General features: G+C 71.6%; 22 protein-coding genes. 12 read left to right on the top strand and 10 right to left on the bottom strand.

What is annotated here, in order from left to right:
* Window positions 1–133 precede the first annotated feature (133 nt).
* Entirely contained in the window at window positions 134–1306 is a 1173-nt protein-coding gene (locus tag IEW07_RS21255) for a thermonuclease family protein (RefSeq protein WP_229741988.1), read from the top strand.
* Here IEW07_RS21255 and IEW07_RS19400 read toward each other — a convergent pair.
* Window positions 1291–2190 (bottom strand): alpha/beta hydrolase fold domain-containing protein, encoded by a 900-nt coding sequence (locus IEW07_RS19400; protein WP_188540244.1) that lies wholly within the window; start codon window positions 2188–2190, stop codon window positions 1291–1293. The two genes, IEW07_RS21255 and IEW07_RS19400, sit on opposite strands and share 16 nt — an antisense overlap.
* A gap of 27 nt (window positions 2191–2217) precedes the next feature.
* Between IEW07_RS19400 and IEW07_RS21250 the strand changes: the two genes are divergently transcribed.
* From IEW07_RS21250 to IEW07_RS19385, 3 genes are all read left to right on the top strand, one after another.
* On the top strand, window positions 2218–2679 hold the full coding sequence (locus tag IEW07_RS21250) for an SDR family NAD(P)-dependent oxidoreductase (RefSeq protein ID WP_229741987.1): 462 nt from the start codon (window positions 2218–2220) through the stop codon (window positions 2677–2679).
* A 12-nt stretch (window positions 2680–2691) separates the two neighbouring features.
* The gene (locus IEW07_RS19390) at window positions 2692–4098 is read left to right on the top strand and encodes a plasmid pRiA4b ORF-3 family protein (RefSeq protein WP_188540242.1); all 1407 of its coding nucleotides are present in this window, start codon (window positions 2692–2694) and stop codon (window positions 4096–4098) included.
* A 126-nt stretch (window positions 4099–4224) separates the two neighbouring features.
* Window positions 4225–5142 carry an alpha/beta fold hydrolase gene (locus tag IEW07_RS19385; protein ID WP_188540241.1) on the top strand — a complete coding sequence of 306 codons (918 nt, stop codon included), beginning with the start codon at window positions 4225–4227 and terminating at the stop codon, window positions 5140–5142.
* Window positions 5143–5157: 15 nt separating this feature from the next.
* Here the strand turns inward: IEW07_RS19385 and IEW07_RS19380 are convergent, their stop codons facing one another.
* Entirely contained in the window at window positions 5158–5829 is a 672-nt protein-coding gene (locus IEW07_RS19380) for a Pr6Pr family membrane protein (RefSeq protein ID WP_188540238.1), read from the bottom strand.
* Window positions 5830–5924: 95 nt separating this feature from the next.
* Here IEW07_RS19380 and IEW07_RS19375 point away from each other — a divergent pair, with 95 nt between their 5' ends.
* Both IEW07_RS19375 and IEW07_RS19370 read left to right on the top strand, forming a co-directional pair.
* On the top strand, window positions 5925–6353 hold the full coding sequence (locus IEW07_RS19375; RefSeq protein ID WP_188540236.1) for a DUF1801 domain-containing protein: 429 nt from the start codon (window positions 5925–5927) through the stop codon (window positions 6351–6353).
* Between the two features lie 227 nt (window positions 6354–6580).
* Window positions 6581–7075, top strand: a complete 495-nt coding sequence (locus IEW07_RS19370; RefSeq protein ID WP_188540234.1) for an SRPBCC family protein — start codon at window positions 6581–6583, stop codon at window positions 7073–7075.
* A gap of 140 nt (window positions 7076–7215) precedes the next feature.
* Here IEW07_RS19370 and IEW07_RS19365 read toward each other — a convergent pair whose 3' ends face one another.
* The 3 genes from IEW07_RS19365 to betT form a co-directional block, all read right to left on the bottom strand.
* Window positions 7216–8841, bottom strand: coding sequence for a GMC family oxidoreductase (locus IEW07_RS19365; RefSeq protein WP_188540232.1), 1626 nt, complete (start codon window positions 8839–8841; stop codon window positions 7216–7218).
* A gap of 101 nt (window positions 8842–8942) precedes the next feature.
* Window positions 8943–10436: an aldehyde dehydrogenase family protein gene (locus tag IEW07_RS19360; RefSeq protein WP_188540230.1), complete on the bottom strand. Its 1494-nt coding sequence runs from the start codon at window positions 10434–10436 to the stop codon at window positions 8943–8945.
* Window positions 10433–12577 carry a choline BCCT transporter BetT gene (gene betT / locus IEW07_RS19355; protein WP_188540228.1) on the bottom strand — a complete coding sequence of 715 codons (2145 nt, stop codon included), beginning with the start codon at window positions 12575–12577 and terminating at the stop codon, window positions 10433–10435. Before betT ends, IEW07_RS19360 begins: the two co-directional genes overlap by 4 nt.
* 177 nt (window positions 12578–12754) lie before the next feature.
* Between betT and IEW07_RS19350 the strand changes: the two genes are divergently transcribed.
* Genes IEW07_RS19350 through IEW07_RS19340 form a run of 3 tightly spaced genes read left to right on the top strand, consistent with a single transcriptional unit; the run spans window position 12755 to window position 13953 of the window.
* Window positions 12755–13285 carry a TetR/AcrR family transcriptional regulator gene (locus IEW07_RS19350; RefSeq protein WP_188540226.1) on the top strand — a complete coding sequence of 177 codons (531 nt, stop codon included), beginning with the start codon at window positions 12755–12757 and terminating at the stop codon, window positions 13283–13285.
* 3 nt (window positions 13286–13288) lie between these two features.
* Window positions 13289–13633: a DMT family transporter gene (locus IEW07_RS19345; protein ID WP_188540224.1), complete on the top strand. Its 345-nt coding sequence runs from the start codon at window positions 13289–13291 to the stop codon at window positions 13631–13633.
* Window positions 13633–13953: a DMT family transporter gene (locus IEW07_RS19340; protein WP_188540222.1), complete on the top strand. Its 321-nt coding sequence runs from the start codon at window positions 13633–13635 to the stop codon at window positions 13951–13953. The genes IEW07_RS19345 and IEW07_RS19340 overlap by 1 nt, the downstream gene beginning before the upstream one ends.
* 21 nt (window positions 13954–13974) lie before the next feature.
* Here IEW07_RS19340 and IEW07_RS19335 read toward each other — a convergent pair whose 3' ends face one another.
* Complete coding sequence (locus IEW07_RS19335; RefSeq protein WP_188540220.1) at window positions 13975–14670, bottom strand: dienelactone hydrolase family protein; 696 nt, start codon at window positions 14668–14670, stop codon at window positions 13975–13977.
* Between the two features lie 741 nt (window positions 14671–15411).
* Here IEW07_RS19335 and IEW07_RS19330 point away from each other — a divergent pair.
* On the top strand, window positions 15412–15924 hold the full coding sequence (locus tag IEW07_RS19330; RefSeq protein ID WP_188540218.1) for a hypothetical protein: 513 nt from the start codon (window positions 15412–15414) through the stop codon (window positions 15922–15924).
* A gap of 554 nt (window positions 15925–16478) precedes the next feature.
* Here IEW07_RS19330 and IEW07_RS19325 read toward each other — a convergent pair.
* Complete coding sequence (locus IEW07_RS19325; RefSeq protein ID WP_188540216.1) at window positions 16479–17669, bottom strand: cytochrome P450; 1191 nt, start codon at window positions 17667–17669, stop codon at window positions 16479–16481.
* A gap of 236 nt (window positions 17670–17905) precedes the next feature.
* Here IEW07_RS19325 and IEW07_RS19320 point away from each other — a divergent pair, with 236 nt between their 5' ends.
* Window positions 17906–18100, top strand: a complete 195-nt coding sequence (locus tag IEW07_RS19320) for a ferredoxin (protein WP_188540214.1) — start codon at window positions 17906–17908, stop codon at window positions 18098–18100.
* Between the two features lie 9 nt (window positions 18101–18109).
* Here the strand turns inward: IEW07_RS19320 and IEW07_RS19315 are convergent, their stop codons facing one another.
* From IEW07_RS19315 to IEW07_RS19305, 3 genes are read right to left on the bottom strand one after another with little or no spacing between them, the layout of a single operon-like run.
* Complete coding sequence (locus IEW07_RS19315) at window positions 18110–18658, bottom strand: CueP family metal-binding protein (protein WP_188540212.1); 549 nt, start codon at window positions 18656–18658, stop codon at window positions 18110–18112.
* A 10-nt stretch (window positions 18659–18668) separates the two neighbouring features.
* Entirely contained in the window at window positions 18669–19409 is a 741-nt protein-coding gene (locus tag IEW07_RS19310; protein ID WP_188540210.1) for a cation efflux transmembrane domain-containing protein, read from the bottom strand.
* Entirely contained in the window at window positions 19406–19738 is a 333-nt protein-coding gene (locus IEW07_RS19305; RefSeq protein WP_188540208.1) for an ArsR/SmtB family transcription factor, read from the bottom strand. Before IEW07_RS19305 ends, IEW07_RS19310 begins: the two co-directional genes overlap by 4 nt.
* A gap of 141 nt (window positions 19739–19879) precedes the next feature.
* Here IEW07_RS19305 and IEW07_RS19300 point away from each other — a divergent pair, with 141 nt between their 5' ends.
* Window positions 19880–21160, top strand: coding sequence for an Nramp family divalent metal transporter (locus IEW07_RS19300; protein ID WP_188540206.1), 1281 nt, complete (start codon window positions 19880–19882; stop codon window positions 21158–21160).
* The last annotated feature ends 95 nt before the right edge of the window (window positions 21161–21255 follow it).

Genomic DNA, 21255 nt, shown 5'->3' with positions numbered 1-21255 from the left:
CCTCAGCGCCTGACCATCCCAAGAATCACGCGTTGACCGCGTTACACCACGCAAATGGACTTGACCCATTCTTTGCACAAGCACATACACGTCTAGGGTGGAAGGGATCCTTCCCCCCTCTGACAGGACTGCAATGACGCATCTCCCTGCCCTCCGGCGCCTGACCGCCCCGGCCCTCGCCCTTCTCCTGCTCACCGGCTGCACCGGCACGTCCGCCACCTCCGGCGAGTCGTCGTCGACCGCCGCGTCGAGCACGGCCACGTCGTCGCCCGAGGTGCGCGGCGAGCGCGCGGTGGTGGAGCGGGTGATCGATGGTGACACGGTCGACGTCCAGCGGAACGGCCAGACGGTCCGCGTGCGCCTGCTCAACATCGACACCCCCGAGACCAAGGACCCGAACGAGCTGGTCCAGTGCCTGGGTCCGGAAGCCAGCGCCTTCCTCGAGGAGCTCCTGCCCGCCGGCACGGTGGTGGGCCTGGAGTACGACCAGGAGCGCACGGACTCCTACGGGCGCACGCTCGCCGGCGTCTTTACGACGGACGGCGCGCTCGTCAACGCCGAGATCGCCCGGCAGGGGCTGGGCACGCCGATGCTCATCGAGCCGAACGACCGCTTCCTGCCGCCGGTCGAGGAGGCCTTCGCCGAGGCGGAGCAGCAGGGGGCCGGCCTCCTGGACCCGGCGATCGGCTGCACGCTCCCGGCCCAGGTCCAGCAGACCACGAGCGCCCTTACCGGGGCCTCACCCGAGGACCTCGCCGACACCGCGAGCGGGGCGGCGGCCGCCGTCGCGCTGCTGGCCGGCCTCGACGCGATCGACGGCGACGCGCATCCCCACATCCGCCACCTGGTCGAGCTGCCCGGCATCGGCAACGGCGTCTCGACGGTGCGCTCCGGCATCGCCGATCTCACGAAGCGCGCGGAGGAGCAGCGTGAGGCGGCCGCCGAAGCCGCGCGCAGGGCCGCGGCGCCCGACCCTGGCCCCGCCCCCGCGGCACCGCCCGCTCCCCCGGCTCCGGACCCCGCCCCGGTCCCGGCTGCACAGGTGCCCGCAGCACCGGCCCTTCCCGATCCGCCGGTGGTCAACCTGCCGCCCGCCCCTGCACCGCCCGTGCAGCCACCGGCACCCGCCCCGGCACCGGCACCCGCTCCGGCTCCGGCGCCCGCTCCCGCTCCCGCTCCGAAGCCCGCCCCGAACCCGGGGGCCAACATCGTCAACGAGGCGCCTCCCGGCTACTACGCCGAGATCCCCGGCTACACCGGGCCGCGCTGCTACGCCCCGGGCGGGAAGTTCTACAAGCCCTGCTGATCCGGGCCGGCGAGCAGGGAGCGCACGTGCTGCGTCGCCCGTCGCGCCTCCGGCGTCCACCACGCCCCGACGTAGACGTGGAAGGCGCCCGGCTCGTAGATCAGCCGCCCGGTGTTCCCCGCTCTCTGCAGGGAGCGGGCGAACTCCAGGGCGTCGGCGGCCAGGATGTCCCGGCCGCCCTGGACGACGTGCACGGGCGGCAGACCGGCCACGTCCCCGTACAGCGGGCTCACCAGCGGATCGGTCAGCTCCCGGGCGCCGGCCCACGCCGCACACAGGGGCTGCACCTCGTCCACAGAGAGCATGGGGTCGTGCGGGTCCAGCTCCCGCACCGCCGGGTGGCTGGCGGTGACGTCCAGCGCCGGGGAGAAGGCCACCACGTGGTCGGGTGTCCGGGACCCGGCGTCGCGCAGGGCCATGGCCAGGCCGATCGCCAGGTTGCCGCCGGCGGAGTCGCCGGCCACCACGATCTGCTCCGCCCCGGGAGAGGCGACGAGCGAGGCCCACGCGGCGGCGAGGAAGTCGTAGCCCTCGTCGGCGTCGCCCTCGGGTGCCAGCCGGTACAGCGGCACGGTCACCGTGGTGCCGGTGTCCTTGACCAGCTCGCGGATGATCCACCAGTGCGCCGTCAGCAGGGGCATGACGAACGCCCCGCCGTGCAGATAGACCAGGTGGGTGCCGTCCGCTCCGGCGCGCGGGGTGAGGCGGAGGACCGGGCGCCCGGCGACCTCCTCGCGCGAGACGTGGTGCGAGCGCTCCAGGTCCTTGGGGATCGCGGCGGGCTCGGGATAGGGGCGCCCGCGCAGCGCCTCGATCTCGCGGTGCGGGCTCAGGCGGGCGCGCAGCGCCACGGCCTGCGCGGTGAGGGCCATGCTCAGGCTCACGGGACGTCCCTCCGTCGGGTGGAATCGATGATCCCGTTCTACGCCATCAAGATCGCCACAACCTGGACGTCAACAACCAGGGGGCAGCGGCGGTCGCACCTCCGGCAGGACATGATCGGACTTCCTGCCGACACCCCGCGGCTCTTCTTCGGGGACCCCCATGGCCATAGCGTCGTGGTGCGGGTCACATGCGGGTTCCGGCGGATCATCCGTGAGATGTCGACGGAATTTTCCGAGAAGATCGCCACCGTCTCCGGCAGAGGGTCGGGAATCGGCGCCGAGACGGCGAAGATCCTGGCTGCCAGAGGCGCATCGGTCGTCCTGTCCGACATCGACCTCGAGAGCGTGCAGAAGGTGGTCGACGAGATCACCCAGGCCGGCGGGACCTGCACGCCGGTGTGCAGCGCCTCGTCGCCGACCCGCTCAGCGGCCGTCGAACACTCCGGGCACGGCACACGGACGTCCTGGTCGTGCGGGGCGAGTCACTGACAGGATGACCCCATGGCCTCACGCACCGACGACGCACGGCGCACCCGGGACCACCTGCGGCTGAAGGTCTCGCTGGTCGACAGCGACCCCGAGATCTGGCGCCTGCTGGAGGTGGACGCCGCCCTGACCCTCGAGCAGGTCCACGAGGTCCTCCAGATCGCCATGGGGTGGCGCAGCAGCCACCTGCACTCCTTCACGGACACCGACACCTATGAGCGGTTGCGGGTGGCCGACGGCCGGGTCCGGGAACCACGCCGGTGGACCTCGGCGTTCGTGCTGGAGGAGGACCCGGACGGGTTGCCCGAGACCGAGTGGACGCTGGGCCAGGTGCTGAGCGAGGAGTCCGGCCCCCTGTTCTACGACTACGACTTCGGCGACGGCTGGACCCACCGCCTGGAGTTCGTAGAGCACCTCACCGTGCCCGCCTCGGAGCCCGCCGCCCGCCTGGAGCGCGGCGAGCGCCGGGCACCGCTGGAGGACTCCGGGGGTCCGCACGGCTACCACGACCTGCTGGAGGCCCTCGCGGATCCGCAGCACGAGGACCACCAGGAGGCCACCGAGTGGGTCGCCGCCACGGCCGGCCCCTGGCGGCCCTTCGACCCGGAGCTGCTCGACGTGGATGAGGTGAACCGCGAGCTGGCCCTGCTCCTCCCCGCCCCGGGGGACGACGACGAGGGTGGCCGCTCCCAGCCGGGCACTCCCCCGCTCGTCGCCGAGCTGATCGAGTGCATGCCCCCGGCGCTGCGCCCGGAGTTCCGCTCCTACGTGGGAACGGCGCAGCTCGGGTCGCCGCCCGAGATCGAGGCGGACGCCGCCGAGCGCATGGTGGCCCCTTACCTGTGGCTGATCCGCAGGGTCGGCGCCGACGGCCTGGACCTGACCGCCGCCGGGTGGCTTCCGCCCGCCGTCGTCCGGCAGGCGATGACGGAACTGGGCTGGGAGGACCGCTGGATCGGCAAGCAGAACCGCGGGGACCAGACGTGGCCGGTCCGGCAGCTGCGCGCGCAGGCGCAGCGGCTCGGCCTGCTGCGCAAGCTGAAGGGCCGGCTGCTGCTCAGCGTCGCGGCCCGCCCGCTGCTGGAGGACCCCGTGGGCCTGTGGTTCTTCCTGGCGCGGTCCCTGGCCCACCGCCACCGGCACGACGCCGAGCGCGACGCCACGCTGCTCCTGGCGCTCGAGCTCGCCGCCGACCGCGGCACCGACCGCGGCTGCCTGCCGGCGGTCGGTTTCGGGCTCGAGATCCTCGGCTGGTCGGCCGGCGACAGCTGGGGCCTCCCGCCCGAGGCGGTCGGCGAGCTCGTCCGGGACAGCGAGCACGTGCTCCTGGAACTGGGCGTCCTGCGCTGGGATCGGCGCGGCACGGTGCCCGCGGGCACTCCCGAAGGCAGGACCTTCGCACGGGCCGTCCTGCGCTCCTGATCGCCCCGGCGGCCGACCCGGACCGGTCACATCCCGCCGCGCCCCTGGTCGCGACCGCACCGACGTCCTAGCGTGGAGGAACCCGGGCCGTCGCAGGACGGCGGCCCACGGACAGCGGGAGACGACATGAGCGAGCCGACGGACGAGCAGGGCAACCCCAGCGTCACCGCACCCGACGGGCGCCGCGTGGAGTTCCGGGTCACCGGCCCGCCCGACGGCCTGCCGCTGGTCTTCCACCACGGCGCCCCCGGCGCGGCCGTCCCGTTCGGTCCCCTCGAGGACGCGGCCGTGGAGCGGGGGCTGCGCGTCGTGACCCTCTCACGCCCAGGGTACGGAAATTCGGACCCCCTCCCGGAGGGGACGGCCCCCGGCACGGTCTCCGGCACCGCGGCCGACACCCGGCTGGTCCTGGACGAGCTGGGAGCCACCGACTTCCTCACCCTCGGCTGGTCCAACGGGGCGCCGCGGGCCCTGGCCTGCGGCGCGCTGCTGGCCGACCGGTGCCGCGCGGTCGCCGCTCTGTCCGGCTACGCCCCGCCGGGCGTCGTGGGACTCGACCCGGTCGCGGGGATGGACGAGAACAGCGCGGCCGAGTACACCGCCGCCGTGCAGGGCCCCGAGGAGCTCGAGGCCGTCCTCGGGGAGGAGGTGCGCTCCATGACCGCGGCGGCCCTGGGGACCCTCGAGGAGATCATGGAGCTCCTGCGCGCGTTCCTCCCGCCCGTGGACCAGGCGGCGCTGACGGGCGGGCTCGCCGAGTACGTGCTCAGCGGAGCCCGGCACGCCCTCCGCCAGGGCGTCGTGGGCTGGCGCGACGACGACCTGGCCGTGGTCCGCCCGTGGGGCTTCGCGGTCGAGCAGATCGACGTGCCGACGCGGATCTGGCACGGACGCCTGGACCGCGCCGTGCCCGTGGCCCACGGGGAGTGGCTCGCCGCGCACGTGCCGGGCGCCCGGACGCACCTGCTGGAGCCCGAGGGGCACATCTCCCTCCTGGTGCGACTGAACGCCATGCTGGACGACCTCGTCCACGCGGCCGGGTGACGCTCAGGCCTCTGGCTACGGCCGGCGCCGGGCCCGCGAGATCCCCACGACCCCCGACGCCATCGCCGTGACCACGATCGCGAGCACCACCACCCACGTGGCCACGGACCCGTAGCCGCCGGCCGAGGCGTGGGGATCCAGGAACGGATACGGGTACCACCAGGGGTTGCCGGTGCCCTCGTCGAGGACGAACGGCGCGCGGAGGAGGGTGCAGCCCGCCCAGAGCACCGGATAGGCGACGATCCACCCGACCGTCCGCCACCGCACGGGGTCCCGCCCCGGCGCGAGCAGCCAGTCCAGCAGCGCGTAGACGGGGACGACCGTGTGCAGCACCTCGTTGGCCCACGGCTGCTCGAGGCCAGGCTCCAGCGGGATCTGGCGCAGCAGCGCGTTGTAGACGATCCCGGTGGTGACCGTGTACGTCGTCGCCGCGGCCCGCAGCGCGCCCAGCCACGCCGGGTCGGCGCCCCGCCGCGCCAGCAGAGCCCAGGCCCCGAGCGCGAACACCACCGCGTGGAACAGCGAGGTCTGAATGGTGAAGTAGCTGAAGAAGTTGACGACGTCGACCGCGATCTCCTGGTCCCCGCGCCCGATCCAGAAGCGCAGGTAGACCTGGAACCGGCCGACGACGGCCACGAGCAGCCCCAGCGCCATCAGCACCCGGGCCGCGGCGAAGAACACTCTCATCCCTGTGGCTCCCTGTCTCCTGCTGCCGTGTCGGACGGACCGGCGATCGTGGTCCCTGAGACGATCATGGCCTCAGCAAGCCCGAGGAGCCCACCGTGGAGAAGACAGGACAGCCGGTCGAGGAGTATCTCGCGGGCGTCACCCCGAAGAAGCGGCGCGCCGACGCCGAGCGGCTGGTCCCGCTGTTCGCCCGGATCACCGGTCAGCCGGCGGAGATGTGGGGCACCGTGGTCGGCTTCGGCCAGTACCACTACAGGTACGCCAGCGGGCACGAGGGCGACGCCCCCGCGGCCGGGTTCGCCGCCCGCAAGGCCGCCACGACCGTCTACGTGTACGACGGCGTCGACGCCCACCGCGAGCGCCTGGAGCGGCTGGGCCCGCACACCACCGGGGTGGGCTGCATCTATCTCAAGGACCTCGACGCGGTGGACCTCGGCGTCCTCGAGGAGATCGTCGCGGCCTCCTACGCCACGCTCGGCGACGGCCCGTGGACCTCCCGCGCCCGCGACGGCGCCCCCGGCTGACCCGGCGTTCCCGACCGCCCCTGCGTTCCTGACCGCCCCTGCTCCCGGCTGGCCCTGTTCCCGGTTGGCCCTGTTCCCGGCTGACCCTGCGCCGCGGCGACACGCACCGGCGCGGAGCAACGATCCGGTTTCGTGCGGCCGGCGGTCCCGGGTGACGGTCCTACCGTGGAAGCACCCGGCCCGTCGTGCACCGATCACGCCCGGGCCCGCACCGCGGAGGGAGCACCATGCAGACGCTGGGCCGTGCCGAGGAGTCCGTCCACATCGACGCGCCGCCGCAGGCGGTCTACGACGTCGTCGCCGACGTCACCCGCACGCCCGAGTACAGTCCCGAGGTCGACGAGGTGGTCTGGCTCGACGACGACGGCCCGCGCGTCGGCGCCCGCTTCCGGGCCCGCAACCGGGTGCCGCCGGAGTCCCGGTTCTCCTGGCACAACAAGCCGATCGTCATGGCGGCCGAGCCCGGCCGGGAGTTCGCCTTCGCCCGCACGGAGCCGTTCGCCGGCACGATCGTGTGGCGCTACCGCTTCGAGCCCGAGGGCACCGGCACCCGCGTCACGGAGTCCTACGAGGTCGCCCGCCCGGTCGGGCGCATCGGCTGGTTCATCATCGGCACGCTGGGCCGGGACCGGGACCGGATGACCACGATGCGCGACGGCCTCCGCGAGAGCCTGCAGCGGCTCAAGCGCGTCGTCGAGGCCGGGGCCGCGCCGTCGTCCTGAGCACGGCCGCCACGCGGACGGGCCCGGCACCTCCCGCAGGAGGCGCCGGGCCCGTCGCCGCTCGGGGGAACGACTCAGCAGAACGGCTCAGCAGAACGACACAGGAGAGCCGCGCAACAGAACGGCTCGGCGGTGACGGCTCACACCTCGGCCGAGACCCCGACCCCGACCGCGGCGTGCTGGTCCGCCGCGATCAGCTCCGCGGCCCGCTCGCCGATCATGTAGACCGTGATGTTCGGGTTGACGGTCACCAGCTCCGGCATCACCGAGGCGTCGGCCACCCGCAGGCCCGCCACGCCCTTGACCCGCAGCTGCGGGTCCAGCGGCGACATCTCGTCGTCGGGCGCGCCCATCCGGCAGGAGCCGGCCGGGTGGTAGACGGTGTTGTGGGTGCGGCGGATGTAGTCGGCGAGCTCCTCGTCCGTCTGCACGTCCTGCCCCGGGAACAGCTCCTGCCCGGCCCACTCGGCCAGCGCCGGCTGGGCGACGATCTCGCGGGCCTTGCGGATGCCGGCGATCATGATCCGCATGTCGTAGCCCTCGGGATCCGTGAAGTACCGGGGATCCACGCGCGGCTTGTCGCGGAAGTCCCGCGAGCGCAGCCGCACCGTGCCGCGGGACCGCGCGTGGGTGACGTTGGGGGTGAGGCAGAAGGCGTTGTCGGCCGTGGGGTAGCCCTGCCGGTAGGTGTGCATGTCGAAGTTGACCGAGCCGTAGTGCATCATCAGGTCCGGCCGGTCGGTGCCGGGATCCACCTGGGTGAAGATCCCGGCCTCCCACCACTGGGTGGAGTCGGTGACCATGGGCTTCTTCGCCTCCCACTGGATCACGCCCTCGGGGTGGTCCTGCAGGTTGGAGCCCACCCCGGGGGCGTCCACCAGCACATCCACGCCGACCTCGCGCAGGTGCTCGGCCGGGCCGATCCCCGAGAGCATCAGCAGCTTGGGGGTGTCGATCGCCCCGGCGGAGACGACCACCTCGCGGCGGGCGCGCACGGTGCGGGCGGTGCCGAAGGCGTTGTCCACGACCTCCACGCCGGTGGCCCGGCCGTCCTCGACCACCACCCGCTTGGCCTGCGTGGAGTGCAGGATCGTGAGGTTCTGCCGGTCGGCGACGGGGTGCAGGTAGGACACCGACGCCGAGGCCCGCGTGCCGTCCGGCCGGCGGTTGATCTGGAAGAAGTTCGCGCCGTTGACCACGGTCTTGCCGGTGTTGAACGGGGTGCGCGGGATCCCGGTCTGCTCGCAGGCCTCCAGCACCGCCACGCCGCAGGGGTCGTTGTCCGGGACCTGCATCAGGTGCACGGGCCCGTCGTGGCCGTGGTGGGCGCCGGGGTCGTCGTTGGTCTCCAGCTTCTGGTAGAGCCGGAAGGCGGTATCGGCGTTCCAGCCCTCGGCGCCGAAGCGCTCCTCCCACTCGTCGATGTCCTCGGACGGCGCCCAGAAGGCGATGCAGGAGTTGTGCGAGGAGCACCCGCCCAGCACCTTCGCGCGCGCCATGCGCATGAAGGAGTTGCCGTTCTCCTGCTCCTCGAGCGGGTAGTCCCAGTCGTAGCCGGACTCCAGCAGCTCCATCCAGCGGCTGAGGGTCAGCACCTCGTCGAGGTGCTGGTCGTGGGGGCCGGCCTCGATCAGGCCGACCGTCACCGCCGGGTCCTCGGACAGCCGGGCGGCGACGACGGCTCCGGCGGAGCCGCCGCCGACCACCAGGTAGTCGAACTCCTGCGGGGCGGTCTCGGGTGCGGGGGTGGTGCTGGGTACGGTCATGGTCTCTCTCCTTCGGACGATCGGTGCGGGGCCGGCGGCCGCCGCGCCGTCGTCGTCGGCCCCGGGACGGGAGGGACGACGACGGCGCGGGCGGTCACGGCTCAGTGCCGGGGGAACCAGCCGGTGACGGCGGGGGCGGTGTTCTGGTAGACGTGCTTGAGCTCCTGGTACTCGCCCAGGCCGGTGGGGCCGAGCTCGCGGCCCACGCCGGACTGCTTCATCCCGCCCCACTCCGCCTGCGGCAGGTAGGGGTGGAAGTCGTTGATCCACACGGTCCCGGCGCGCAGCCGCCCGGCCACGCGCTGGGCGCGGCCGGCGTCCTGGGTCCACACCGCGCCGGCCAGGCCGTAGACGGTGTCGTTGGCGATCTCGACGGCCTCGTCCTCGGTGCGGAACGTCTCGACCGTCACGGTGGGGCCGAAGGCCTCGTCGTGGACGCAGTCCATCGCGCGGGTGCAGCGGTCGATCACCGTGGGCAGGTAGAAGACGCCCTGCCCGAGATCGAGCGAGCCGTCGGCGGAGGCGCCGGTGGCGGGGGCACCCCCGCAGCGGACCCGGGCGCCCTGCTGGCGGGCGCACTCGACGTAGGCGTGGACCTTCTCCCGGTGCGCGGCGGAGATCAGCGCACCGGTCTCGGCCTGCTCGTCGAAGGGACCGCCCAGGCGGATGCCCTCGGCGCGCCGGACCAGCTCGTCGACGAAGCGCTCGGCGATCGGCTCCTCGACCACCAGCCGGGCGCCGGCCGAGCAGACCTGCCCGGAGTGCACGAACGCGCCGTTGAGGGCGTTGTCCACCGCGGCGTCGAAGTCCGCGTCCGCGAAGACCACGTTGGGGTTCTTGCCGCCCAGCTCCAGGGCGACCTTCTTGACGGTGGCCGCGGCCGCCGCCGCGACGGCCCGGCCGGTCGCCAGACCGCCCGTGAAGGAGACCAGGTCCACGTCCGGGGAGGAGGACAGCGGGGCACCGGCCTGCGCGCCGGCGCCGAGCACCAGGTTGGCCACGCCGTCGGGCAGCCCGGCCTCCTGGAGCACCTCCATCATGAGGATCGCGGTGTGCGGGGTGAGCTCGGCGGGCTTGAGCACGAAGGTGCAGCCCGCCGCGATCGCGGGGGCGATCTTCCAGGCGGCCTGCAGCAGCGGGTAGTTCCAGGGCGTGATCATGCCGCACACGCCCACCGGCTCGGTGACGACCCTCGAGACGACGTCCGGGTTCCCGGCGTCCACCACCCGCCCGGCCTGCTCGGCCGCGTTCTTGCCGAACCAGTCGAAGCAGGCGGCGACGTCGTCCATGTCGATCCCGGACTCGACCAGGCGCTTGCCGGTGTCCAGGGACTCCGCGCGGGCGAACTCGTCCTTGCGCTCGCGCAACCGGGCGGCCACCCGCAGCAGCAGGTCGCCGCGCTGCGGGGCGGGCACCGTGGACCAGCGGCCGTCGTCGAAGGCGCGGCGGGCCGCGGCGATCGCGCGCCCGGTGTCCTCGGCCGTGGCCTCGGCCACGACGCCGACCTCGGTGCCGTCCGCGGGACAGACGATGGTGCGGGTGCCGCCGCGGGCGGCCGCCTGCCACTGTCCGTCGATGAACAGGGTCGTGCTCACAGGTGAACCTCCTTCACCGCGGGGATCTGCCCCGTCGGAACGTCTTGGATGTCGGTGGACCAGTCGGGGGGCCCTTCGGGGCCGTCCTGGATCTTGGACGGGCCCGTGTGCAGGCTCAGGAAGGCCAGGTGCGCCTCCCAGCTGTCGAGGACGTCGTTGATGACCTGCTCGTGGTCCCAGTCCATGACGTCGGTGCCCTGCGAGCCGGTCTCGGTGAAGACCTCGAGGCGGTAGTAGAGGTCGGAGTCCGGGTTGGTGCGGAATCCGCCGAAGGCCGGCACCGGGGTGGCCACCGGATAGATCTGGTAGCAGAAGTCCCGGTCCTTGCCCATGTGCACGGTCAGCGTGTGCTCGGACAGGCCCTGGTAGCCGACCACCGAGCTGGTGAGCTCCGCGTCGCGCCCGTGGGCCCTGAACTCCTCGACGACCTCCGCGAGGGCGGGGGCGAGCACCTGCTCCTCGTAGCGGAGCACGGCCTTGGGGCCCGGGAACGAGCCGGTCCGGGAGAGCCTCCGGCGCCAGTGGCCGTCCGGGCCGGGGATGCGCGAGGCGGACACGGAGCGGCGGGTGGACTGCCGCCCCTCGCGCTGGGCGCGCTCGGTGCGCAGGGCCTTCCAGAACCCGATCATGATCAGGTACATCACGATCGAGAAGGGCAGGCCGATGATCAGCGTGGCGGCCTGCAGGGTGGGCACGCCGCCCACGAGGAGCATCGCCAGGGTCAGCAGGCCGGTGGCGGCGGCCCAGAAGACCCGCAGCCACTTGGGGCCGTCCTGGGTGGGGTCCTGGATGGTCGAGGTGAAGGTCGACATCACCAGCGCGCCCGAGTCGGCGCTGGTGACGTAGAACAGCAGCCCGGTGATCGACGCCAGCGCGATCAGCAGCGGGGCGCCGGGGTACTGCTCGAGCAGCGAGTAGAACGCCCGCTCGGGGGTGTTCATGGCGGCCTGGCCGAACGCGTCGTCGCCGCCCATCACCAGGTCCAGGGCGCTGTTGCCGAAGATCGAGACCAGGATGAGGATGAACACGAACGGCACGGTCAGGGTGGCGATCACGAACTCGCGCAGGGTGCGCCCGCGGGAGATGCGCGCCAGGAACAGCCCGACGAACGGCGCCCAGGCGATCCACCAGGCCCAGAAGAACAGGGTCCACCCCGCCATCCACTCCTCCGCGCCCGTGTAGGCGAAGGTGTCCAGGGTGATCCCGGGCAGCGCGGCCACGTAGTCGCCGAGGTTCTGCACCATCGCGTCGAGCAGGAACGAGGTCCGGCCGGCCACCAGCACCCAGACGATGAGCGCCACGGCCATGAGGACGTTGAGCTCCGAGAGCCGGCGGATGCCCTTGTCCACGCCGGAGACGCACGAGGCCGTGGACATCACGACCGCCACCACGATCAGCCCGATCTGCGCGGCCGTGCCCTCCGGGATCCCGAACAGCAGGAAGAGCCCGTAGTTGAGCTGCACGATGCCGATGCCCAGGGAGGTGGCCACGCCGAAGATCGTGCCCAGCAGCGCGGCGATGTCCACCGCGTCCCCGGCCCGGCCGTGCACCCGCTTGCCGATCAGCGGGTAGAGGGCCGAGCGGATGCTCAGCGGCATGTTCCAGCGGTAGGCGAAGTAGCCGAAGGCCATGCCCATCAGGGCGTACATGGCCCAGCCGCTCACGCCGTAGTGGAAGAGCGTCCACACCACCGCCATGCGCACGGCCTCGTCGCTGCGGCCCTCGCCGGCCGGCGGCCCGTAGTACTGGGTGACCGGTTCCGCCACGGAGAAGAACAGCAGGTCGATGCCGATGCCGGCCGCGAAGAGCATCGCGGTCCACGTGAACAGGTTGTACTGGGGCTTGGAGTGGTCCGGGCCCATCTTGAGCGAGCCCTCCCGGGAGAACGCCACGACGAGCACGAAGACGGTCACCACGGTGGCGGTCAGGACGTAGAACCACCCCATGTTGGCGGCGATCCAGCCGACCACGGCGCTGATCACCGTGGAGGCCTGCTCCGGAGCGAGGATCGCCCACAGGGAGAACAGGACGATGGTGACGCCCGAACCGGCGAAGACGGCCCAGTTCACGGTCGGCCGCGTGCGCTGCGCACCGGGCGGATTCTCGATGGCGGATGTGCGTTGTTGCAGGACGGAAGTCATGGGACGAGTCCTCCTGGTGTGGTGGTCCGGGCGGGGGTGCACCCGCTGGGTGACCCTTGCCCGGACCGGACGGAGCGGGGACATCGTCGTGCCCGCGGATGACGCGGCGGCCGAGGCCGTCGTACCGGTAGTGCGTAACATCGTGACACCACCCTTCCGGTTGGTAAAGTCTTTTTTATGAGCACCTCCTCCCGTGACCGGGTCCTCGACGGCGCCCTCGAGCTGCTCCGGAACGGGCGCACGATCTCCCTCGAGTCGGCCGCACGGCACGTGGGCCTGAGCAAACCGGGGGTGATGTACCACTTCCCCACCAAGGAGGCGCTGATGCTCGCCCTGGTGGACCGGGTGATGGACGGCTGGGACGAGCAGATGGTCCGCCGCCTGCCCGCCCCGGCGAAGCAGGCCCCCGCCCGCGAGCGCCTGCGCGCCTACCTCGACTGGTGCCTATCCGGGGAGGTCGACGAGACCGACCTGGTGATGCTCACCGACCCGCGGCTGCGCGGGACGCTCAAGGAGCGGTGGGCCGCGCGGATGACGCCGTGGCTGGCGCTGCCCGAGGACCTGCCGGCCGAGTGCCGGGGCCGCCTGCTGGCGGTGCGGCTGATCGCCGACGGCGCGTGGTTCGCCGACGCCACGGACGTCCTCACCCTCGACCCGGACGAGCGGGCGCGGGTCCGGGCGGTGGCCGACGCGCTGCTGGCGGACTGACCCTTGACCACATGGCTGCTGCTGGCCGCCGCGATCGCCGGGGAGGTGGCCGCCTCGCTCTCCCTGAAGGCCGCGCTGGAGGACCCGGCCTGGTACGCGGTCGTCGTGACCGGCTACGCCGGGGCCTTCGCGCTCCTGGCCGCGGTGCTGCGCCGTGGGCTGCCCCTGGGGGTGGCCTACGGGGTGTGGGCGGCGATGGGCGTGACGCTGACCGCCGTGGGGGCGACGCTGTTCTTCGGGGAGAGCCTCACACCGCTCATGCTGGCCGGCATCGTACTGGTCGTCAGCGGGGTGCTGTGCGTGGAGATCGGCTCCCAGCGCGCCACCCGGCCGCGGGAGAGCACCTGATGGCCTGGCTCTTCCTCGTCGGCTCGATCGTCACCGAGGTCGCCGCCACGCTGTCGCTGCGGGTCGCCTCCGGGGGCCGCCGGGGGTGGTACGCCGCCGTGGCCACCGGCTACCTGCTCGCCTTCACCTGCCTGAGCCTGGCGCTGGCCCACGGGATGGACCTGGGGGTCGCCTACGGGATCTGGTCCGCCGCCGGCGTGGCGCTGACGGCGGTCGCCGGCCGCCTCCTCTTCCACGAGCCCCTCACGTGGGTGATGGCCGCCGGCGTCGCGCTCATCGTGGGCGGGGTGCTGCTCATCGAGGTCGGCGCCGCACACTGAGCCGCCGCGGCCCCGCCGGGACTACCCCACGTGCTCCCGCAGGAACGCCACCGCCCGGTCCCACGCCGCCCGCGCATCGCCGGGACGGTAGTTCCGCGGGTTCTCGTCGTTGTGGAAGGCGTGCGGGGCGTCGTAGTAGTGGAACTCCACCACCGGCGCGGAGGACTCGCGGCGGATCTGCTCCTCCAGGGCCTGTGCCTTCGCGACCGGGTACGCCCGGTCCTGGCGGCCGTAGTGGCCCTGCACGCACGCGCTCACCGCGTGGTACGCGTCCGGCACGCCCTGGCCCACGCCGTAGAACGGCACGGCGGCGCCGATCCGTTCCCCCTGCTCGGCCGCCAGCGCGAGGACGAACCCGCCGCCCATGCAGAAGCCGATCGCGCCCACGGTGGAGCCGGTGACCGCCTCGTGGTGGAGCAGGAAGTCCACCGCCCCGGACAGCAGCCGGGCCGCCTCGGCCTCCGGCAGCCGCTTCATCATCCGCCTGGCCTCGTCGGCGTCGTGGGCCACCTTGCCGCCGTAGAGGTCCGGGGCCAGGGCCACGAAGCCCTCCGCGGCGAGACGGTCGGCCACGTCCTTGATGTGGTCGGTCAGCCCCCACCACTCCTGGACGACGATCACCCCCGGGCCGTAGCCGGCCTCCGGAAGGGCGAGGTACCCGTGGGCCTGCCCCCCGCCCGAGGGGAAGGTGGTGTTCTGGTGCGGGGCCTGCTCCACTGCGCTGCTCCTCCGGTCGACTGCGTCGTGGCGCCAGTGTAGGCGGGCGACGAGCGGTGACCTGCGGTGATCCGACCGGCGGCCAGGGCCCGTCGAGTCATGGGAGTCTTCCTGGGACCGGAAGACCCGAGAGTCAACGACCTCCGTCAGTCTTGGACCTTGAGTCACGGTGATGACCGTCGCACTGCAGGACTGCACCCTCACCACCAACACCGAGCCCCTTTCCCCCCTCCAGATTTATGCACATTTGCCAACGCTGGCAAAACTGAATGACCGCTGAAAAAACTCATAAGTAGTCACTCAGCTGTAACGGTGCGCCGCCAAGATCCTGCTGACCTGCTTTTTCTGAAGGGAAGAGCACACCCTGTGCCTCCCGGGAATCGCCACGGACGCATGCTCCTTCAAGACTGATACGGAGATGCGGATACATATACTACAATTGGATCACCGTCCTCCTATCTCCTGAGTGGAGATGCGTACACTCTGGGAACCGACGTGGACGGCAAGAGGCTTTCATTTGTCGAGGCCTTTCCTTCCGATATGTGTCCATGGCGGATGCAAATATTTGTAGCAGTGGGGGCATGGTCGGCATCCCCTGGACGGCGGGATGCTCGATGGATCTCCACTGCGCCCAGGAAGCGTCAAGGAAGATCTTGGAACCTCGGAAAGACACATGCAGTGCTTGATCAACGACGCTCTTGGTTCCACAGGACGACATCAAATCCCAGAACGGCTGGAATCATGAAAAACTCAAGAATTGCGCAAATCCAACACTACGTCCTTGCCCTCGTTGCTGTAGTGATCTTCTCCTTTACTTCGCTTGCGCCAGCCAGTGCGCACCCAAGTTTTTCAGTCTGTTATGACGTAGCCAACGGCGACGGCGATTGGCTGCCTTCCGTATGCAACGGGAAGCTGGTGACGCCCCTGGTGAACAATCCCCCGGACCCGGCTGTCGCCGGCGTGTTCGGCCTGGGCGTGGAACTTCGCGGAATCAATGGGGTCAATGTCAACTACACGGCTTGGGACGAGACCGGTACAAGTTTTACTGACAAGAACGGCGGAAGGGTCGGCGGTGCGGCAGATCCCCTGACAGCGGTCAGCATCAGCCTTGCCCCCAAGGGAGGCAGAAACATTTGCTATACCATTGTTGACGAGAATTTCAAGCAGAGCGACGGGTGCAACGGCAAAACGGTCGGCCAAAAGTCCGCCGGGGGGCCTGCCATCACGAGCATTCTTATTACGGTAACGGGCTGATTCCCCGGGCCACGCAGGTGGTGCGGGCGCTGTGTTTGAATGCGCTGGGCGCCCTCGGGCACGGGCTCAAAGTCCGCAGGCTGCCCGACATCAGCATTTTGCACAGAACGTCTGCAAATCAATCCATTCGGCACCCCCGCGAATGTTTCGGGGCCACCAAATGCTCCTGCCAGGCCAACAAGACTCTGCCTGAAGAATTGGGTGCCGGGCTCAGCACTGGTTGCCGAGCCCGGCAACCAATTTTTTTTTGTCGTTGGAGGGATGGTGTCCACGCATTCTCCGGCGAGGCGGACAAACATTTTGGCCGTGCCGCTACGGATTCCCCGCTGTGATGTGGGGATGAGAAGCACCTGGTCCACTCCACTAACACGGTTCAGCCATCCCGGCGCACTTTGCCCCAACTTTTCCGTAGAGCAGCCGGTGGAGTGCGTCGTGTCCACCGACCGCACCGAGGCATTCCGGGTTGCTGGTGCAACTCCTGTGTGGACTGGCCTTCGCCGGGCCGATGCTCATCCTCCCGGCGCTGATCATCTCCCGGGTGCGGCGGGCGGGGGTCACCAGGTGACGGGGAGTTCGTGGAGGCCGTAGATGTCGACGTCGTTCTTGAAGGGCAGCTCCTCGACGGGAACGGCGCAGCGCAGGTCGGGAATGCGCCGGAACAGGGTGTCGAGGACGATCTGCAGTTCCAGGCGGGCGAGGTTCTGCCCCAGGCACTGGTGCGGGCCGTAGCCGAAGGCGAGGTGGTGGCGTCCGCCGCGGTCGATGTCGAAGGTGTCTGGGTCGGTGAACACCGCCGGATCACGGTTGGCGGTGTTGGACAGCCCGAGCACTCCTTCCCCGGCGCGGATGAGCACCCCGCCGATCTCCACGTCCTCGACGGCCACGCGTGAGGTGCCGAGCTCGGCGATGGTGAAGCAGCGCAGCATCTCCTCCACGGCGCCGGGGGTCCTGCCGGGGTCCTGGCGGATCGCGGCCAGGACCTCGGGATGGTCGATCAGGGCCATGACGCCCAGGGAGATCATGTTCGCGGTGGTCTCGTGCCCGGCCACCAGCAGCAGGAAGGCCAGGCTGACCAGCGCCTGGTGGTCCACAGCACCCTTCTGCTGCTGCTTGCGGATCTGGCGGCCCAGCAGGTCGTCGGTGGGGTCCTGCTCCTTCGCGGTGATCAGCCGGTCGAGGTAGGCCAGCAGTTCCTGCAGCGCCTGCTGGATCTGCTGCACGGACACGGTGCGGGAGAGCAGCACGGCCGAGCGGGTCTGGAAGTAGTCGTGGTCGGCGTAGGGCACCCCGAGCAGTTCGCAGGTCACCAGTGAGGGCACCGGCAGCGACAGTGCCTGCACCAGGTCCACCGGGCGGGGCCCGGCCAGCAGGGCGTCGATGCGCTCGTCCACGATCTGCTGGATGCGCGGGCGCAGCGCGGTGACCCGCTTGAGAGTGAACTCGCCCATCACCTCTCGGCGGGCCGGCCCGTGCTCCGGCGGGTCCATGCCGAGCAGGCTCAGCGACACCGGGATCGGCTCGTGCGTGGGGGCCGGGAACCCGGGGTGGTTGCGGTCGGAGCTGAAGCGCGGATCGGCCAGCATCCCCCGGATGTCCTCGTGGCGGGTCAGCGCCCACACGACCATCCCCGAGGGCAGCCGGACCCGGGAGACGGGCGCCTGCTCGCGCAGCTTCAGGTGCTCGGGCGGCGGGGCGTAGGGGCACTGCCGGGTCAGCGGCAGGTCGACGGGTTCGGTGGAGGTCATGGTTCATCCACTCCTTGCAACCGTGCGGCACAACGTCTTCCCTGGTGTTCTACGCTACAGAGCCGGAGGGAAGCCCGTCCATCGGCGTCGTGACCAGGGACGACAGGCCTGCGGCAGACGAGGAGCCCGGGCGGTCCTGTGACGCTCAGGAGGCAGGAGCTTCCGGACGCGGCACGGCGCAGGCCCCTCGCGGCAACGAGCCGAGGACGGAACGGGCCGGGGACGAGGAGACGGACATGCGGGTCAGCGTGGATCGGTCCAGGTGCTGCGGCGCCGGCCAGTGCGCCGCCCTGGCGCCGGCGGTGTTCGACCAGCACGACGACGACGGTGTCGTCGTCCTGCTCGATCCGGCACCACCGGAGGCCGTGCACGAGGCGGTCCGTGAGGCCGCGCTGGCCTGTCCGGCCGCCGCGATCCTGCTCGAGCCGTGAGCGGTCGGCTCAGACCAGGCGCATCGTCGTGAGGCAGGTCGGGCTGTCCTCCGCGGTGCTGAACTCGCTGGTCGCGCTGCCCGCGGCGGAGGAAATCTCGATCGTGCCGGCGATGTCCTTCGGCAGCCAGAAGCCGGCGAAGCCGTTGGCGTGGGTGGTGACGGCCTCGTCGACGAGCACGGCCCCGGAGCCGTCGGTGATCCGCACGTCGAGGTCGGCCCCGACGAGCTCGCCCTGGCAGCCGGCGAGGTTGTGCTGGAAGCACTCGTGGGTGGTGATCGTCCACGGGGCGACCGCCAGGTAGAACTCGTCCTCCGGCATGGGCAGGACCGTCCGGGAGCCGCCGTCGGTGAGGACCACCTCGTCGTAGCCCACGGACCCGATCAGCCCTGAGTCCCGGTCCTCGTGCGTCGCGTCGAGCCGCTCGACGACCTCCTGGGTGCTCGCGTCCTCCAGCCCGTGCTCGCGCAGCAGGGCGTCGGCCTCCCCGCCCCCGGGGGCGCATCCGGCGGCGACCAGGAGCACGACGGGCAGGAGGGGCAGCAGCGCAGGTTTCACGCCGACCAGCCTACCGGGGCGGGGTGCAGCAGGCGCAGCCGGGGCCGCACCCGCCGGCGCGCCCGTCGTCGTCCTCGTGGCCCCCCTCGTGGCCGTCCTCGTCCAGGAGGACGGCCACGGGAGAGCAGCAGGCGTCCCCGCTCCAGGCCTCCAGCCCTTCCCTGACCGCCACCGCGGCGATCACCAGGGCCGCCACCGGATCAGCCCAGGACCAGCCCAGCGTGCTGTTGAGCACCAGGCCCACCAGCAGCACCGCCGACAGATAGCTGCACAGCAGGGTCTGATTGGAGTCGGCCACCGCCGAGGCGGAGCCCATCTCCCGCCCGGTGCGGCGCTCGAACCAGGACAGGGCCGGCATGACCACCAGGCTCACCGCCGCCAGCGCGATCCCCACCGGGGAGTGCTCCGGCTCGGCGGCCCCGAGCAGGGCGCGGACCGCGTCGACGGTGACGAAGGCGGCCAGGCCGAAGAAGGAGAACGCGATCACCCGCATCGCCGTCCTCTCGCGGCGGTGGGGGTCCGGGGCGGCGAACTGCCAGGCCACCGCCGCGGCCGAGAGGACCTCCACGATCGAGTCCAGCCCGAAGCCGATCAGCGCGGAGGAGGAGGCGATGGCGCCGGCGGTCAGGGCGACGACCGCCTCGAGGACGTTGTAGGTGATCGTGGCGGCCACGACCAGGCGCACCCGGCGGTGCAGGACCGCCCGGCGGGCCGCCGTGATGGGCTTCGGGCCCAGCGAGAGGGAGCTCATGCGCAGGTGCATCCTTCCGGGGAGCAGCAGTCCGGGTCCACGGTGACGACCAGCTCCAGCAGATCCCCCAGGGCGTCCCCGAGGCGGGGATCGGCCAGGGAGTACCACGTGCTGCGCCCCTCGGCGATGGAGGTCACCAGACCGCACCCCCGCAGGCAGGCCAGCTGGTTGGACATCACCTGCTTGGAGACCCCGAGGGACCGGGCCAGTTCCGAGGGCCGGGCCGGGGCGTCCCGCAGGGCCAGCAGGATCCCAGTCCGGGTCGCGTCGGAGAGGGCGTGGCCGAGCCGGGAGAGGGCCGAGGTGTGGGCGAGGGTCACCGTGCTCATCCCTCAACGGTACACGCTGCCGTGTACCGTCGGGGCGCATGCCCACCCGGGGCCCCTTCGCCCCCTCCAGGCAGGTCACGATCGGCCACGAAGGCACGGCCACCGTTCCGCAGGACAAAAGTTCGTGTAACTTAACTTTCTATGACCACCAGGACCGGCCGCACCGGCTCTACAGGAATCGCCACCGCTCCCCCGGGGGAGCGGTGGGTGCGCCGCCAACCCCTGCCGTGGCTGCTGGGCCCGGCGTTCGTGGCCGCGGTCGCCTACGTGGACCCGGGCAACGTGGCGGCCAACCTCACCGCCGGCGCCCAGTACGGGTACCTGCTGGTGTGGGTGCTGGTGGCCGCCAACGTCATGGCCGTCCTCATCCAGTACCTCTCGGCCAAGGTCGGGCTGGTGACCGGGCGCAGCCTGCCCGAGCTGCTGGGCGACCGCCTGCCCCGGGGACGGCGGCTGGCCTACTGGGTGCAGGCGGAGTGCGTGGCCGCGGCCACCGACCTGGCCGAGGTCATCGGCGGGGCGATCGCCCTGCACATCCTCTTCGGCATCCCCCTGCTGGCCGGGGGCGTGATCATCGGGGTGGTCTCGATGCTGCTGCTGGCCGTCCAGACCCGCCGGGGGCCCCGCCACTTCGAGTTCGTCGTCACCGGGCTGCTGGTGATCATCACCGCCGGGTTCGTCACCGGGCTCTTCTTCGGCCCTGTCTCCTGGGGTGAGGCCGCGGCCGGGATCGTCCCGCGGTTCGAGGGGACCCAGACGGTGCTGCTGGCCGCGAGCATGCTCGGGGCCACCGTGATGCCCCACGCCATCTACGCCCACTCCGCCCTGGCCCGGGACCGCCACGGCTGCCCGCCCCCGCCGGAGGCCCTGCCGCGGCTCCTGACCGCCACCCGCTGGGACGTGCTGCTGTCCCTCCTGGTGGCGGGGTCGGTGAACATCGCGATGCTGCTGCTGGCCGCCGGCAACCTCGCCGGGGTGCCCGGCACCGACAGCATCGAAGGAGCCCACGCGGCGATCACCGCCGCGCTGGGGCCCGGCATCGGGATCGTCTTCGGCATCGGCCTGCTGGCCTCGGGCCTGGCCTCGACCTCGGTGGGGTGCTACGCCGGGTCCACCATCATGGGCGGGCTGCTGCACATGCGCATCCCGGTGCTCACCCGCCGGGTGGTCACCCTCATCCCCGCCCTGATCGTCATCGCCGCCGGGGTGGACCCGACCTGGGCCCTGGTGCTGTCCCAGGTGCTGCTGAGCCTGGGCATCCCCTTCGCGCTCATCCCCCTGGTGCGACTGAGCAGCAGCCGCGCCCTGATGGGGAGCTTCGTCAACCGGAGGGCCCTGACCGGGATCGCCTGGGTGGTGGTCGCCCTGATCGTGACGCTGAACCTGGCCCTGATCACCCTGACCGTCACGGGGGCGGGCTGAGCGGCGGCCGCGCCCGGTAGCGTGGACCTCAGTGTCAGGGTGAGTGGTGCCGCAGGTGTTGCGGTGGTTGGATTCTTCGCACCCGGTGTCTGGCT

It is taken from the genome of Kocuria dechangensis (assembly GCF_014636775.1).
In the GTDB taxonomy this organism is placed as follows: Bacteria; Actinomycetota; Actinomycetes; order Actinomycetales; family Micrococcaceae; genus Kocuria; species Kocuria dechangensis.
The sequence above is the reverse complement of the archived record's forward strand: the minus strand, read 5'-3'. Positions and strand labels throughout refer to the sequence as shown.

Coding starts and splice junctions, on each gene's coding strand:
- IEW07_RS21255 (WP_229741988.1), top strand. CDS start 134: ATGACGCATCTCCCTGCCCTCCGGCGCCTGACCGCCCCGGCCCTCGCC.
- IEW07_RS21250 (WP_229741987.1), top strand. CDS start 2,218: ATGATCCCGTTCTACGCCATCAAGATCGCCACAACCTGGACGTCAACA.
- IEW07_RS19390 (WP_188540242.1), top strand. CDS start 2,692: ATGGCCTCACGCACCGACGACGCACGGCGCACCCGGGACCACCTGCGG.
- IEW07_RS19385 (WP_188540241.1), top strand. CDS start 4,225: ATGAGCGAGCCGACGGACGAGCAGGGCAACCCCAGCGTCACCGCACCC.
- IEW07_RS19380 (WP_188540238.1), bottom strand. CDS start 5,829: ATGAGAGTGTTCTTCGCCGCGGCCCGGGTGCTGATGGCGCTGGGGCTG.
- IEW07_RS19370 (WP_188540234.1), top strand. CDS start 6,581: ATGCAGACGCTGGGCCGTGCCGAGGAGTCCGTCCACATCGACGCGCCG.
- IEW07_RS19365 (WP_188540232.1), bottom strand. CDS start 8,841: ATGACCGTACCCAGCACCACCCCCGCACCCGAGACCGCCCCGCAGGAG.
- betT (WP_188540228.1), bottom strand. CDS start 12,577: ATGACTTCCGTCCTGCAACAACGCACATCCGCCATCGAGAATCCGCCC.
- IEW07_RS19350 (WP_188540226.1), top strand. CDS start 12,755: ATGAGCACCTCCTCCCGTGACCGGGTCCTCGACGGCGCCCTCGAGCTG.
- IEW07_RS19340 (WP_188540222.1), top strand. CDS start 13,633: ATGGCCTGGCTCTTCCTCGTCGGCTCGATCGTCACCGAGGTCGCCGCC.
- IEW07_RS19330 (WP_188540218.1), top strand. CDS start 15,412: ATGAAAAACTCAAGAATTGCGCAAATCCAACACTACGTCCTTGCCCTC.
- IEW07_RS19325 (WP_188540216.1), bottom strand. CDS start 17,669: ATGACCTCCACCGAACCCGTCGACCTGCCGCTGACCCGGCAGTGCCCC.
- IEW07_RS19320 (WP_188540214.1), top strand. CDS start 17,906: ATGCGGGTCAGCGTGGATCGGTCCAGGTGCTGCGGCGCCGGCCAGTGC.
- IEW07_RS19310 (WP_188540210.1), bottom strand. CDS start 19,409: ATGAGCTCCCTCTCGCTGGGCCCGAAGCCCATCACGGCGGCCCGCCGG.
- IEW07_RS19305 (WP_188540208.1), bottom strand. CDS start 19,738: ATGAGCACGGTGACCCTCGCCCACACCTCGGCCCTCTCCCGGCTCGGC.
- IEW07_RS19300 (WP_188540206.1), top strand. CDS start 19,880: ATGACCACCAGGACCGGCCGCACCGGCTCTACAGGAATCGCCACCGCT.